Here is a 14,143-nt window from a genome sequence, read left to right on the forward strand (position 1 = left end):
AAGGGGAATCACCATGACCTATCGCCATCGAGTTGGAGGCGCCCTCATGGCGCTGCTACTCGTCCCCGCGTTCCTGGTGGGGCAGTCCGCGCAGGCCGAGCCCCTTCCGGAGTTCCGGAATCCCGACCTGCCTCTGAAAGTCCGGTTGGACGACCTGACCAGCCGCCTGACGCTGGACGAGAAGATCTCGCTGCTGCACCAGTACCAGCCCGCGATACCGAGACTGGGCATCGCTTCCTTCAAGACCGGTACCGAGGCGCTGCACGGGGTTGCCTGGCTGGGAAAGGCGACTGTCTTCCCCCAGGCCGTCGGGCTCGGCAGCACCTGGGACCCGAGCCTGATCAAGCGGGTCGGTTCAGCCGTCGGAGATGAGGCGAGAGCCTTCAACAAGCTCGATCCGGCGAAGAACGGGCTGAACCTGTGGGCGCCGGTGGTGAACCAGTTGCGTGATCCCAGGTGGGGTCGTAACGAGGAGGGCTACGCCGAGGACCCGTTGCTGACGAGTGAGATCGCGACGGCGTACGGACGCGGCCTGCAGGGCGACGACCCGCGCTACCTCAAGACCGCTCCGACGCTGAAGCACTTCGCCTCTTACAACGTCGAGACGGACCGTAGCCGCGTGTCGGCGAGCGTCCGGCCCAGAGTGCTGCGCGAGTACGAGTACAAGGCGTTTCAGCCTGCCCTGACCGCGAGAGCTGCTACCGGCGTCATGGCGTCGTACAACCTGCTGAACGGCAGGCCGACCCACGTGTCACCCGAGCTCGGACAGACAGTGCGCTCCTGGTCGCCCGACGATCTGATGGTCGTCGGTGATGCCTCCGGCGCGGGCAACGTCAGTGGTTCACAGCAGTACTACCCGACTCCTGCCGAGGGCGTGGCCGCCGCGATCAAGGCAGGCCTGGACAGTTTCACCGAGAACGACACCAATGGCGGTCCGACCGTCGCCGCGGTGCAGGAAGCGCTGGCCAACGGCCTGCTCACCGAGGCGGACATCGACAAGCCGGTCGAGCACCTGCTGTCGGTCCGCTTCCGGCTGGGCGAGTTCGACCCGGCCGGGCGGAACCCGTACGAGAAGATCGGGCCGGACAGCATCGACAGCCCGGCCCACCGCGAACTCGCGCGCGAAGCCGCCCGCAAGCAACTCGTACTGCTCGAGAACCGGCACCGGGCTTTGCCGCTCGATTCGGCCAGGACCAAGGACGTCGCGGTGATCGGTCCGCTGGCCGACACCGTCTACGAGGACTGGTACTCGGGCACCATGCCGTACCGGATCACCCCGCGGGCCGGTATCGCGGAACGACTCGGCGCCGGCAGCACAGTCACCGCGACCGAAGGTGTGGATCGGATCGCACTCCGTTCCATTGCCACCGGCAAGTATGTGACCGCGCCGGCCGGTGCCGGCGGTGGCGCCCTGACCGCCGACGCGGCGACGGCGGGAGCGGCTCAGTCGCTGGATGTCTTCGACTGGGGTGGCGGCACCCTCGCCCTGCGCTCGGCCGCCAACGGCAAGTACGTCTCGCGGAGCGGGAACGGGTTGGTGAACGACCAGGACAAGCCCAACGGCTGGTTCGTGCAGCAGCAGTTCGGCCTGGAGAAACTTGCCAACGGCAACTATGCACTGCGTTACCGCGGCAACGAGGTCAAGGAGCCGTGGAACGGGCCCAACCAGTACATCGTGCTGCAGGCCGATGGGAAGCTGGCAATCGGCGCGGCGACCCAGGACACGGCGGCGCAGTTCGCGCGGGAGATCCTCGTCAGCGGGACGGCCGCGGCGGTGGAGGCCGCGAAGAAGGCGGACACTGCGGTAGTGGTGGTCGGCAGTACTCCGTTCATCAACGGACGCGAGGACGACGATCGTCAGGACACCGCCCTCGCCGCAGGCCAGCAGGCGATCGTGAAGGCCGTCACTGCTGCCAATCCCAGGACCATTGTGGTGCTGGAGAGCAGCTATCCGTTGACGGGCGACTGGTCACAGGCAAAGGGGGTCCTCTGGACGTCGCATGCGGGCCAGGAGACAGGCCGCGCCCTCGCGGACGTGCTGTTCGGGGACTACTCGCCGTCGGGCCGGCTCCCGCAGACGTGGTACCGCACGGACAGGGAACTGCCGGATCCGCTCGACTTCGACGTGATCAAGGCCGGCTGGACCTATCAGTACCACCGGGCGGCACCGCTCTACCCGTTCGGCCACGGCCTGACCTACGGCTCCTTCCGGTACTCCGGATTGCGGGTGAACTCACCCGTCGTCGCGGCGAACGGACGGCTCAAGGTCAGCGTCGACGTGACCAACACCAGCCGGACCGCGAGCGAGGAGGTCGTCCAGCTCTACACCGCTCAGCGCACCTCGCGGGTAGCCCAGCCGGTCAAGACGCTCCATGGATTCCAGCGGCTGGCTTTCGCGCCCGGCCAACGTCGTACCGTCTCCTTCGACGTGAAGGCCAGTGACCTGGCGTTCTGGGACGTGACCCGGAACAAGTGGGTGGTCGAGTCGGCTGTCCAGGACGTGCAGGTAGGCAGCTCTTCGGCCGATATCAGGGCCCGTACGACGGTGGCGGTTCGTGGTGAGGTGATCCCGCCCCGCGATCTGAGCAGGCGTACGGCGGCCACGGATTTCGACGACTACTCGGGTATCGAACTCATCGATGCCGCCAAGGTGCGCGGCGACGCAGTCGGCAAGACGTCAGCAGGCGACTGGATCTCTTTCCAGGATGTTCAGCTGGGCCGTGGCGCCGCCCGACTGGAAGCCTCCGTATCGCGGGCTTCGGAAGGAACCGCGAAGGTGGAGATCCGCCTTGGCAGCCCGACGGGCCCCCTCGCAGGCACGCTCGTCATCCCGGCCACCGGCGACCGCTACACCTGGGCCACGACGACGACCCGACTCGACCCACGGTTGACCCGCGGCGTTCGCGACGTCTATCTGGTCTTCACCGGGGCCGGCACGAACATCCGCGACCTGACCATCAGGTAGGTCACTCCCGGTTCCGGCGTCCCTGTCGACGTCGTCGGTCTGCGGCTGTCGCAGCTCTTCGAGTGCATCGGCTAGGGACGTTTGCCGGCGGGCGGTGACGGTAGTTGGCCTGTGTCGGTGGCGATGGTGGTGATCAGGGTGCCTGCGCGCCGGACCAGTTCGGTGCGGTTGGCGGCGCCGGCGTGGATCTGCAGGGCGACTCCGTCCAGGACGGAAGTGATCAGTCGCGCGCGCATCCTGATCTCCTGATCGGTCAGTCCTTGGGAGACCCGTCGGATGAGGACGCCGAGCTCACGGTAGAAGGCCTCGTAGATCTCATGGTTGAGTCGGCGGAAGCGTGCGTCGTGGTACGCGAGCAGCGACATCGTGCCGAAGATGCTGCCTGCCCCGGTGGTCCAGTTCCGGACCAGTCGGTGTGCGGCCTCCGCCAGGCCGTCGACGGTGGTGGCCCGCCGTACCGCTACGTCACCGTGGAGGGTCCGGTCGCCGAGATCCGATCGCCCGACGCCACGAAGGAATGGGAGGAGGCGGGCGGGCCGGAGAGCGATCTCCTGTACGTGCTGAAGCCGCAACAGTGGAACACCGCGGACTTCACCAGCGACTTCGCCTGACGCATCGAGCTCGGTCTTCCTGTACGCGTGGGGGTGGCGTCCTGCCACCCCCACACGGCAGTTTCAGTGCTGGTAGGCGCCGGAGTCCCAGCTGGTCAGGCCGGTGAGTGGCTTGTCGGCCAGGTCGTAGGGGTAGCCGGAGTTCTCGGCGCGGCCGATGGCCGGGCTGCCCGTCTTCAGGCGGAGGTCCGTGGCGCTGGTGTAGAGCGGGTCGGCTTTGACCGAGTGTGCGCCGAGCGTGAACTGGTACACGCTGCCCTGGTACACGCCGCGGTCCTCGTCGGCTGCGTCGGCCGGGTTGCCGGTGTCGAAGGAGTCGTCGTACCCGACCTTCTTGCCGACCTTGACGATGTTGTTGCGCAGCTTCAGGATGTCCGGCCCGCAGCCGGCGTCGCAGCTCCAGCCGTCGCCGTTCGGGAGATTGACCGAGTTGTTGATCGCGAGCGTGCGCATGACCGGGCCGATGTTGCTCTGCGCGCCGCGGGTGATCAGGAAGGTGCCGGACGGCTGGTTCGAGGTGACGGAGTTGTACGCGAACACGTTGTCGTCCGCGGTCTGGCCGGATTCGTGACCGAGTTCGGTGAAGGTGTCGTTGTTCGCGGTCTTGTTGTACTCGATGTGGTTGCGGTCGCCGTTGAAGATCTCGACTGCGGCGCCGTCGTAGGTGTAGTCGATGCTGGTGGCGAAGCTGCCGCTGATGGTGTTGTGGTGGATCTTGTTGTCGTCGCCGTTCACCAGTACGCCGAACGCTCCGGAGTCGTTGTCCGGCTCGGGATCGTTGACGCTCATCTTGTTGTTGTCGACGAGTGTGCTCCAGCGGATCTCGTTCCCGTTCGAGAGGTCCTCGATCGAGACGCCGGCGACGTTGTTGTCGGACTGCACGGTGTCCAGCACGATGCGGCTGCCGGCCAACTCGAAGCCGGCCCAGTTGCAGCCGCTGGCCCGCAGATCGCCGATGAAGATGTCCGAACCGGTGACGTACACGCAGTTCAGCACTGGGCCGCCGATCTTCGGCAGGGCCCCGGAGCCGTAGGCGCCGACGACGATCGGGTGGCCGGTGTCACCGGACGACGAAAGCTCCAACGTGCCGGACCAGGAACCCCCGCGCTTGAACAGGATCTGGTCGTCGGGGCCGAAATCCGACCCGTTGACCTTGGCGAGACTCTTCCAGGGCTTGGCCATGGTGCCGGCGTTCGCGTCGTTCCCTGCCGACGCGTCGACGTAGTACGCGGTCGGTGCGTCCGGGACGGCGTACGCGACTCCGGCAGCGGACGTGAGAAGCAGGGCAGCGGTCAGTACTGCGGCGGGTCTGTGCATGTGGTCCTCGATCTGGTCGGGACAGTGTTGGAGCGTTATCCAACAAGCCACCATGACGGCTCGTCAATAACCAACCAGCAAGTCGTTCAGATTCATCAACCAGGTTGCTCAACTTGATTGCGCAACTGTAACCTCGATGAGGTGATCGATGCCTGGCTTGCAGATACGCAGAACCGGATCTACCCGACGACCCTCCCGGTGCGCTCAGGGGATCAGCCCTGGCTGGAGTTGGCACGCGGCGAACGGGGGAGTCTCCAGGTCGGGTTCCGCTCCTCCGCGACCTCCGGGATCGCGTTGATCGAGGTCGACGCGCCGGACGGACTCGCTGTCACGGTACGGCGGGTGGGATTTGTGCCCGTTCACCATTTCAACGTGGAGACTCCGGCCTCCGATCTCGAGGGGCCTGGTGCGCTGCCCGGACTGGTACCCGATCCGCTGTTTCCGGATCCAGAGACTCATTTCGGCCCGTACGAGACCAACGCCTTCTGGATCACTGTCGCGCCCGACAAGGAGTTGCCGGCCGGCCGCTACCCGGTGCGACTCGAGGTCGTCGTGCAGGCCGAGACCGAGACCCGGATCCCCTTGGAGACCGCTGTTGTCGTGCGAAACGTGGTTCTGCCGGCCAGGGAGGATTTCGCGGCCGCCCACATCCTGCACGCCGACGCGCTCTGCGACTACTACGGCGTCGATCCGTTCAGCGAGGCGTTCTGGCAGATCCTGGAGCCGTACGTCCGCGACTACACCGACCACGGCATGGACTGCCTGCTCGTGCCTCTGATCACGCCTCCGTTGGACGGCGTCAAACGCCCGATTCAGCTGCTCGGTGTGACCGGCGACGGCGGCCGCTACGAGTTCGACTGGACGCAGGTCCTTCGATGGATTCGGCTGGCGAGGAAGTACGGCGTACGGGTCTTCGAGTGGACACATCTGTTCACGCAGTGGGGTGTGGAGCACGCGGCCAGGATCTATCAGGGGCACGGTGAGACCGAGCAGTTGCTCTGGCCGGACGGGACTCCTGCGACGGCGCCGGAGTTCCGCGCGTTCCTCGATGCCCTGATGCCGGAGCTTCGTCGCGTTCTCGAGACTGAAGGAATTCTCGGTCAATCCCTGTTCCACATCTCCGACGAGCCGGAGAGCGAGCACCGCGACAACTACCGCGTGGCGCGGAAGATCATGCGCGAGGTGGCGCCCTGGGCGACGGTGATCGACTCGCTGAGCGACGTGGAGTTCGCGCGCGAAGGGCTGGTCGACATTCCCGTTCCGCAGGTCGACTCGGCACCGAGCTTCCGGGAGCAAGGGTTCGACTCCTGGGTCTACTACTGCTGTGTTCCGCGCGGCCGCTACCTGAACAAGTTCCTCGACACCCCGCTGGCCAAGATCCGGATGAGCGGATGGCTGTTCCACCGCGACGGCGCCGGCGGGTTCGGCCACTGGGGTTACAACTACTGGTACCAAGGCGGAACCCGCACGCTGATCGACCCGTTCACCGTGAACGACGCCGGCAAGTGGCCGCAGTGGGGACCCGGCGACCCGTTCGTCGTCTACCCCGGCGAGCACGGGCCGATCGACTCCTTGCGCTGGGAGGTCTTCGCCGAGAGTCTCCAGGATCTCGCTCTGCTCCAGTCGTACGGGCATCACGCCACCCGGCTGGACGAGATCGAGGACTACGCGGAATTCCCGCGCGATCCCTCGTGGGTACGGCAGCGCAGGAGCGAGATCTTCGACGCCATCGACGCCATCGACGCGGAGCAGTGAATGACGATCGAGTACCTGCACGAGGGTTGGACCCTGTCCCTCGTCGACGGCCCGGACGACGTACCGATCGAGGTCAGGAACGCCAGGGTTCCGGCGACCGTGCCCGGATGTGTGCACACCGATCTGTTGGCTGCCGGGCTGATCCCCGATCCGTATCTCGATGACAACGAGCATCGGCTGCATTGGATCGGGTGGAGCGACTGGGAGTATTCCACCGAGTTCCCGGCCGACGTGTCGTCGCCGCTCGGTCGCGCGATTGCGGCGGGTGAGCGAGTCGACGTCGCCTTCGACGGCCTGGATACGATCGCCACCGTCGCCGTCAACGGCGTGGAGGTCGGCCGGACGGTCAACATGCACCGCCGCTACCGATTCGACATCACGTCACTGCTCAGGGACGGCGCGAACACGTTGTCCGTGCGGTTCTCCTCCGCCGAGCGATATGCGCTGGCCGAACAGGAACGACTGGGCGGGCCCTACCCGTGCGCGGAGGGCCGGCCGTACAGCTATATTCGCAAGATGGCCTGCAACTTCAAGTGGGACTGGGGTCCGGACCTGCTCACGGCCGGGATCTGGCGCGCAGCCTCGTTGCAGACCTGGAGCGGCGCCCGGATCGCCGAGGTACGACCGCTGGTCACCGTCGAAAACCTCGACGACGTCGGAGGAGCCGCGGTGGGCAAGGTGGTCGCGCACGTCGACATCGAGCGGCAGACCGGCAGCGAAGGCGCGCTTGTCGTGACCGCCGAGGTAGCGGGCGTCACCTCGACAGTGACAGTCGGGGCGACCGAGACGTCCGCATCGGTCGAGCTCACCGTTGACTCACCGGAGCTGTGGTGGCCGCACGGCTATGGCGAGCAACCGTTGTACGAGCTCACCGTGTCCCTCGAACCGGCCGGCCTGCGTGGCGCGTACGACAGTTGGCATCGGCGGATCGGGTTTCGTTCGTTGAGGCTCGATACCGCGCCTGATGCCGCCGGCGCGCCGTTCACGTTCGTCGTCAACGGCCGGCCCGTCTTCGCCAAGGGCGTCAACTGGATCCCGGACGACTGCTTTCCCTCGCGGATCGATCACGCCCGCTACCTCGAACGGCTGACTCAGGCCAGGCAGGCCAACGTCAACCTCGTCCGGGTCTGGGGCGGCGGAATCTTCGAGAGCGACGACTTCTACGATGTCTGCGACGAGCTCGGAATCCTTGCGTGGCAAGACTTTCTCTTCGCCTGCGCCGCGTACAACGAGGAGACCCTCACTCCCGAGGTCGACGCCGAGGCGCGGGACAACATCGCGCGCTTGTCACCCCATCCGAGCCTCGTCCTGTGGAACGGGAACAACGAGACGATCTGGGGCTGGGTCGACGGAGACTGGAGTGCGGTCGGCGATCGCAGCTGGGGTGAAGGGTTCTATCTCGAGCTGCTCCCACGCATCGCCGCCGAGTTGGATCCAACTCGCCCTTATTGGGGTGGCAGTCCGTACTCCGGCAGCATGGACCTCCATCCGAACGACGAACGGTACGGGCTGACGCACGTCTGGGACGTCTGGAACGATGTCGATTATCCGGTCTACCGCGAGCACCGGCCTCGATTCGTCTCGGAGTTCGGCTTCCAGGGACCGCCGACGATGGCGACACTCAGCCGGGCGATCGACGTGGCCGACCCGGCCGCTCTGCGGAACCGGCAACGGGCGCAGAACGGCGAACGCAAGCTCAGCACAGGCCTGTCAGCGCATTTTCGTCCGCCGGACGACCTCGACGACTGGCACTTCCTGGCGCAGGTCAATCAGGCGAGGGCACTGCGCCTCGGCATCGAACACTTCCGTTCGCTTCGGCCGCACTGCATGGGCACGATCTGGTGGCAGCTCAACGACTGCTGGCCGGTCAACTCCTGGGCCTGCATCGACGGCGACGGTCAGCGAAAACCCGCCTGGTACGCACTGCAGGCGGCGTACGCGCCACGCCTGCTGACGATCCAGCCGGCGACCACCGGACTGCGGGTCGTCGCCGTCAACGAGACCGACGAAAGCTGGTCCGGCGAGCTCGTCGTCGAACGGCTCCGCTTCGACGGCGACATCCTCGCCACGACACGTACCGGAATCAACTGCAACGCGTACGAAACCGTAGAGGCGAGTGTGGCTGATTTCGTGGCATCGCCGATCGATCCCACGAGCGAGCTACTCCGCGCCAGGCTCGGCGACTCCGAGGCGACCTGGTTCTACGCCAGGGATTTCGAGCTGACGTACCCCAAGGCGAAGTACGAGGTCGAGGTCACGTCCGGCAGTGTCGAGGTGACGGCCCGGACGCTGCTCCGGGACGTCTGTCTCTTCGTGGACCGCCTGAGCCCGAACGCCTTCGTGGACAGGGCTCTGGTCACCCTGCTGCCCGGCGAGCAGGTCAGGTTCGGTATCACGTGCGACGATCGGCTGCCCGCGGAGCAACTCGTCCGGGCGCCGGTTCTGCGTTGCGTGAACGACTGAGAGTCGCCAGGGTGGCGCCGTCCTCACGAACGGATCGGCGTCACCCGCGGAGAGTACGTCGAGTGCAGCACCAGCGAGGCCGCTCCGATCGCGCCTACGTCCGGGCCTGCGATCGAGAAATCGACGCGCACGCCCCGCCCCCGGAAGTACTCCGCCCGCTGCTCGAATCCGCTGGCGACCTCGCGCGCGTAGATCTCCCGGGCCTCCTCGATCGCCGAGCCGCCGAGCACGACAAGGTCCGGCGGTACGACGTTCGTCACGCCCAGCAGACCGAGCGTGAGCATCCGGGCCGCCTCGGCCAGGACCTCCCGCTCGGTCTTCTTGCCGTCGAGTGCCGCCTGGCAGATCTCCTGGTACGGCCGCTCCAGGGATTCCCGGCGCCTCGACGGCGTGCGGCGTCGAACCTCGGCAACGACGGCGGTGGGAGTGACGTACTCGCCCACACAGCCGCGATTCCCGCACTCACATTCAGGCCCCTGTGGATCCACGGGCACGTGATGGAACTCGCTGGCGGCCGTGGCTCCGCGGTACACCTGACCGTCCAGCAGGAGGGCTGCGCCCAGACCCCAGCTGGCGTAGACGAAGAGCAGACTCCGCACGCCTTGGGCCTGGCGGGCCCAGCTCTCCCCGACTGCCGCAGCCACTGCGTCGTTGTCGACGGTGACTGGGAAACCGGTACGTTCACGCAGGAGTCTTGCCAGTTCGACTGTGCCCCAGCCGGCCATTCCGCCTGGACTGTAGGCGATGCCGGTGTCCGGATCGAGCGGGCCCGGGACCCCGACGCCGATACCGAGAACGTCGTCGGCCGAAATACCGTTCGACGCGAGCAGAGCGTTGATGACGGTGGCGATCTGACTGATGCTCGCGCGTGAGCCGGACAACGGCGTCGTACGACGGCGCTTGTCAACGACCGCGCCGGTGAGATCCAGCAAGGCGAACGTCGTCACGTCTCGGTCGATCTGAACGCCTATCGCGTACGCAGCCTCGGGATTGACCCGCAACTCCGTGGCGGGACGGCCGCCACGCACCGAGGACGCAGTGGTGCCGACCTCGAGCACCAGACCTTCCTCGACCAGTTTCCGGACGATCTTCGAGATCGCCTGCGCGGTGAGCCCAGTGTGCTCAGCGATCTCGACCCGGCTGACCGAGGGCGCGGTACGGATGTGCTCGAGCACGACCTGCTGGTTGTAGTCGCCGAGCCGCAGTGCATTCGTCCCCGCACGTACGTTGGTCATCTTGCCTTTCGAATCTGTCCGGGCCGCGTAGCTGAAGCCGATCGCAGCGTATGCCATGGCGCTCTCGGCAATGGCCTTGACGGGGTTTATCAACTCAGTTTAGCATCCTGCCACGCTGCGAGCGAATGCGAGGCTGGTCCATGTACAAGGCTTCTAGGCGCGACTTCCTGAAGGCGGCAGCACTGGCCACCGGTGCGATCGGTTTGGGCTCCGCGCTGAGCGGATGCTCGAAGTCCGGTGGCGGCGGCGACATCACTCTCAAGGTGGCGGCCGAGCCCTACGCGCCGATGCCAACTGCTGAGGAACAGAAGACCAGCGTGACCGCCAGGGCTTACGCCGACGCACTCCAGGAATGGCTGCGGAAGAACCCCGGCGTGACGCTCAGCAAGGTCAACATCGACATCTGGAACCAGCAGGCGATGGTGACGGCGGCGGCCGGCGGCACTGCGCCGGCGATCTACTCCGGCAACGCGCTCGGAAATTTCAACCAGCCGGCGATCCTCGCCGCGTTCAAGCAGGGCCTGGCCGCGGACGTCACGAAACTCTTCAATGACAGCAAGCTGGTCGACAAGCTCGCCCCCTACGTCCGCCCGGTGTGGGAAGGGATGTGGCAGGTCGACGGCAAGTACTACGGCGTACCAGGCGGTTTCGGTGTCTCCGACGGCATCTTCTACCGCCGGGATCTGCTCGCCCAGGCAGGCGTTCCCGAGCCGCAGCCGGACTGGACGTGGACAGACCTCCGAACGATGGCGAAGAAGCTCACAGCCGGCAAGCGGAAGGGTTTCGCGACACCGCAGTGGGGCCTGCAGGTCGCGCTCGACTCGGACGGATTCAGCCTTCTGACCCAGCTGCCGGCGCCGAAGACGACGTGGCGCTGGGATTGGAACTACGATTGGAACGCGCAGCAACAATGGATCCCCGCCGTCGAGAACTGGCGGGCCATGATGTTCCAGGACAAGTCGCTGCTCTCGGACGTGAGCTACGGCAGCTGGAACGAGGTCACCGCTGCCTTCGTGCGCGGCGACGCCGCGATGCAGGCCGGGAACGTCGCTCTCTACGTGACGCCGGCCGACTCCGACAACAGTTTCCTGGGCCTGGCCAAGCAGGTCGGCAAGCCGGTCTGGGACGTTGTCGGATGGATGACCTACCCGCTCGGCCAGTTCGGTGAGTATCCTGCGCGGCGCTCGTACGTCGACTCCTACTCGTTCAGCCCGGACCTGAACGACGACGAGTTGGACAAGGCGTTCAGCCTCTGGTCCTACCTGTCCGGACCAGGACTCGTCCGGCAGAAGGAGTTCCTCTACAACGAGACGAAGGACCTGCAGCGTGTCTACTCCAGCGACACGATGATGCCCGTGATGGCCGACACCTCGAAGTCCCTGCCAGGCAGTCCGGAGAAGGCTTGGGGAGAGCAGTACGTCGCTCAGGTGCGCCGGGCCGGCAGTCGGCCGGCGATGCCGGAAACGTCCTCCTACCTTCCGCCGGACAAGGCGGCCGGTCCGACGTCGCAGCCGGTCGACGACGCGATGTCGAAGTGGATGTACGAGCCGGGAAGTCCGAACGTCCTGGACGGTCTACAGAAACTGCAGAGCGTCCGCAACAAGCAGGCGGAGAGCTTCAGCTCCAGCGCCTCCGAGGCCGACTTCCTCGCGGGCGCGAAGAAGTACTTCCAGGCCCAGTCGGATTTCTGGAAGGCCGACGCGCCACGGTTCCACGACGAGGTGTTCAGCGGCTTCCTGGACAAGTACGTCCATCCGGCGCTCGGCGAATAGGCGGCCCCGCAGATGACTCAGACCTTGCCTGTGCTGGAGGCACCGACCAGCACCGGCAGAGCCCCCGCGCCGAAGCGGCGACGGCAGATCTGGCTCTTCCTGATCCCGGCCGGCCTGCTCAACCTGATCTGGGGCTGGTATCCCTTACTCACGGCCTTCGGCCTCAGCCTCACCGACGCCGCGGTGCGCGGTGACGTGGAGTTCGCCGGCCTGGACAGCTATGCCCGGATCGCCCACGATCCCGTCGTCGCCCAGAGCTTTCGCGTGACCATCGTCTTCGCGGTGCTGTCCATCGTGCTGACGTTCGTGTTGCCGATCTTCGTGGCGATTCTCCTGATGGAGATGCGCAAGCGGGTCATGCGCTGGATGATGCTGCTGTGGTTCCTTCCGCTGAGCCCGATCGCGGGGGCGCTGCTCTGGCGTTACCTCTACAACTCGCAGTACGGCTTCCTGCAATGGATCGCAACCAGCCTCGGGTTCTCGCCGCAGCCGTTTCTCAACAGCAGCAGCCAGGTCCTGCTCTGGCTGGTTCTGCCCGGCCTGGTGATGTACGGGCCCGGACTCATCTACCTGGCGACCCTCCAGAGCATTCCCGCCTCCTACTACGAGGCCGCCGAGATCGAGGGCGCCGGCTTCTGGCGAAAGATCTGGACGATCTCCCTGCCGCGCATGCGTCCGGTCATCCTGATGATGCTGACGTTCGCGATCATCGGGAACCTGCAGCAGTTCGAGTGGCCCACGTTGATGACCGGCGGCGGCCCGGGCGGAGCCAGCCGGATGGTCGTCATGTACGTCTACTCGCTCCTGCAGAACCTCCGGTACGCCGACGCCACCGCGCTCTCGATCTATCTCTTCGCGCTGATCATGGCCCTCGTCGTCGTCACCCGGACGGTCTTCCGCGAGGACCCGGACGCACCACCCCGGCGCACGCCTCGTGAGGTCCTGGACCGGATCCGTGGCGGGGAACGAAAGGAGAACGGCTGATGAGCCTGTTCCCGAAGGTCGGCCGGAAACAGCCCGGCGTGCGGCTGTCGCGTGGTGCCGTCATCGGCTTCCTGGGCCTCGGCGTGCTGCTCCACCTGCTGCCGTTCTACTTCATGATCGTGACGTCGCTGAAGCCCGCGTCGGAGGTACTGGCGTTCCCGCCGAGCCTGTGGCCACACGATTTCAACACGTCGGCCTGGAAGCTCGTCGTCGGCATCGCCTCCGGCAGCGCGAAGGTCTCCGCGTTGATGGACGAGCCGTTCATCGTCTACTTCCTCAACTCGATCTTCATCACGATCGTCGCGGTCGGAATCGGAATGCCGGTGACGTCCCTGGCCGCCTATGCCAACAGCAAGTTGCAGCGCGGCCGCGGCGCCCGGTTCTCGTTCCTGTTCTTCATCGGAACGATGATGGTCCCGTTCATCGTCACGCTGATTCCGACGTACCTGCTGACGTTGAACTTCCCGTTTCCGCTTCCCCAGGTGCCGTCGATCCCAGGCACCGACCTGGAGTTCCCGAGTGTCCGGATCTGGGACACCCCATGGGCCGTCATCGTGCCGGCCATCTACGTGCCCTTCAGCTTCCTGCTGTTCAAAGGCTTCTTCGACACGATTCCCGACTCCGTGATCAACGCGGCCCGGGTCGACGGCGGGTCCGAGCTCAACATCTTCCGGCGGATCGTCGTACCGATGGCGATTCCGGTGTACGCGGTCGCCGCGTACCTCAACTTCGGTTCGGTCTGGGACAACTTCCTCTGGCAGCTCGTCGTGCTCCAGAGCCCGGAGAAGCTCACGACGTCGGTCGCCATCTACCAGCTGATGGACAAGTTCACCCAGGCCGGCGCGACGAACGGCGAACAGGCCAACGCGCAGTCCGACGCGATGCGCGAGGTGCTCGCCGCCGGGCTGTCCTGGAACGGCTTGATGGTCCTCGGCCTGCTGCAGACCCTTCCGGTCTTCATCGCCTTCATCGTGTGCCGCAGGTACATCCTGCGCGGCGTGCGCATCCGCGGCCTCAAGTAGCTGAAGCAGGGAGACTGAA

At 66.0% G+C, this 14,143-nt stretch carries 10 protein-coding genes; 7 read left to right on the forward strand and 3 right to left on the reverse strand.

Annotated elements, in window-relative coordinates:
- Positions 1-46 precede the first annotated feature (46 nt).
- Positions 47-2,965: a glycoside hydrolase family 3 protein gene (locus OHB24_RS23735; protein ID WP_327633018.1), complete on the forward strand. Its 2,919-nt coding sequence runs from the start codon at positions 47-49 to the stop codon at positions 2,963-2,965.
- A gap of 71 nt (positions 2,966-3,036) precedes the next feature.
- Here the strand turns inward: OHB24_RS23735 and OHB24_RS23740 are convergent, their stop codons facing one another.
- The gene (locus tag OHB24_RS23740; RefSeq protein WP_327633019.1) at positions 3,037-3,330 is read right to left on the reverse strand and encodes a TetR family transcriptional regulator C-terminal domain-containing protein; all 294 of its coding nucleotides are present in this window, start codon (positions 3,328-3,330) and stop codon (positions 3,037-3,039) included.
- Positions 3,331-3,378: 48 nt separating this feature from the next.
- Between OHB24_RS23740 and OHB24_RS23745 the strand changes: the two genes are divergently transcribed.
- The gene (locus OHB24_RS23745; RefSeq protein WP_327633020.1) at positions 3,379-3,576 is read left to right on the forward strand and encodes a hypothetical protein; all 198 of its coding nucleotides are present in this window, start codon (positions 3,379-3,381) and stop codon (positions 3,574-3,576) included.
- Between the two features lie 63 nt (positions 3,577-3,639).
- On the opposite strand, the gene OHB24_RS23750 is transcribed toward OHB24_RS23745, so the two are convergent.
- Entirely contained in the window at positions 3,640-4,893 is a 1,254-nt protein-coding gene (locus OHB24_RS23750) for a hypothetical protein (protein WP_327633021.1), read from the reverse strand.
- A 141-nt stretch (positions 4,894-5,034) separates the two neighbouring features.
- Here OHB24_RS23750 and OHB24_RS23755 point away from each other — a divergent pair, with 141 nt between their 5' ends.
- On the forward strand, positions 5,035-6,648 hold the full coding sequence (locus OHB24_RS23755; RefSeq protein WP_327633023.1) for a DUF4091 domain-containing protein: 1,614 nt from the start codon (positions 5,035-5,037) through the stop codon (positions 6,646-6,648).
- Positions 6,649-9,111, forward strand: coding sequence for a glycoside hydrolase family 2 protein (locus tag OHB24_RS23760; RefSeq protein ID WP_327633025.1), 2,463 nt, complete (start codon positions 6,649-6,651; stop codon positions 9,109-9,111).
- 23 nt (positions 9,112-9,134) lie between these two features.
- Here OHB24_RS23760 and OHB24_RS23765 read toward each other — a convergent pair whose 3' ends face one another.
- Positions 9,135-10,403 carry an ROK family transcriptional regulator gene (locus OHB24_RS23765; RefSeq protein ID WP_327633026.1) on the reverse strand — a complete coding sequence of 423 codons (1,269 nt, stop codon included), beginning with the start codon at positions 10,401-10,403 and terminating at the stop codon, positions 9,135-9,137.
- An 83-nt stretch (positions 10,404-10,486) separates the two neighbouring features.
- On the opposite strand from OHB24_RS23765, the gene OHB24_RS23770 reads away from it, so the two are divergent.
- The 3 genes from OHB24_RS23770 to OHB24_RS23780 are packed head-to-tail and all read left to right on the forward strand — an operon-like array spanning position 10,487 to position 14,124.
- Complete coding sequence (locus OHB24_RS23770) at positions 10,487-12,118, forward strand: ABC transporter substrate-binding protein (protein WP_327633028.1); 1,632 nt, start codon at positions 10,487-10,489, stop codon at positions 12,116-12,118.
- Between the two features lie 12 nt (positions 12,119-12,130).
- Complete coding sequence (locus OHB24_RS23775; protein ID WP_327633029.1) at positions 12,131-13,102, forward strand: carbohydrate ABC transporter permease; 972 nt, start codon at positions 12,131-12,133, stop codon at positions 13,100-13,102.
- A complete protein-coding gene (locus tag OHB24_RS23780; protein ID WP_327633030.1) occupies positions 13,102-14,124 on the forward strand; it encodes a carbohydrate ABC transporter permease in 1,023 nt (340 codons plus the stop codon). The genes OHB24_RS23775 and OHB24_RS23780 overlap by 1 nt, the downstream gene beginning before the upstream one ends.
- Positions 14,125-14,143: the final 19 nt, after the last annotated feature.

This window comes from Kribbella sp. NBC_00482 (assembly GCF_036013725.1).
Lineage (GTDB): Bacteria > Actinomycetota > Actinomycetes > Propionibacteriales > Kribbellaceae > Kribbella.